Source organism: Streptococcus sp. HMSC066F01 (assembly GCF_001837335.1).
GTDB lineage: Bacteria > Bacillota > Bacilli > Lactobacillales > Streptococcaceae > Streptococcus > Streptococcus oralis_S.
Genome location: NZ_KV832086.1, coordinates 1 through 342 on the forward strand (window position 1 = coordinate 1; position 342 = coordinate 342).

1 protein-coding gene is annotated in these 342 nt (G+C 40.1%); it reads right to left on the bottom strand.

Annotated features, from left to right (window positions below; all coding sequences use genetic code 11):
- Positions 1-342, bottom strand: a 342-nt coding sequence (locus HMPREF2655_RS02865) for an isopeptide-forming domain-containing fimbrial protein (RefSeq protein WP_142352111.1), incomplete at both ends; no start/stop codon positions are given.

The window sequence follows — 342 nt, forward strand, 5'->3', positions numbered from 1 at the left end:
ACAGATTCAAGTGTATCTGTTACGGTGAACTCTTTGTACTTATCAATATCTTTTGGTAAAGCTGTATTGACATTGTACATGTAAGGTGCATCGTATTCGACATCCAAGTGGTCCAAGGTACGGTTGATTTTCTTCGTAATTTCTGGTTCTGGTTCTTTTGGAACGATAACCGGAACTTTATTCGAATCTTTGTGTAGCCCTGGTCTATTTGGAATGTTTGCATCATAAGAAGCCGTATTTGGAACAGTGAATCCACGATCTGTTAGATATGGAGTCAAATCAGCTCCCGCTTTAATCTTAGCAGTGAAGCTCAATTCAACAGCTTGACCGCCATTGGCTTTC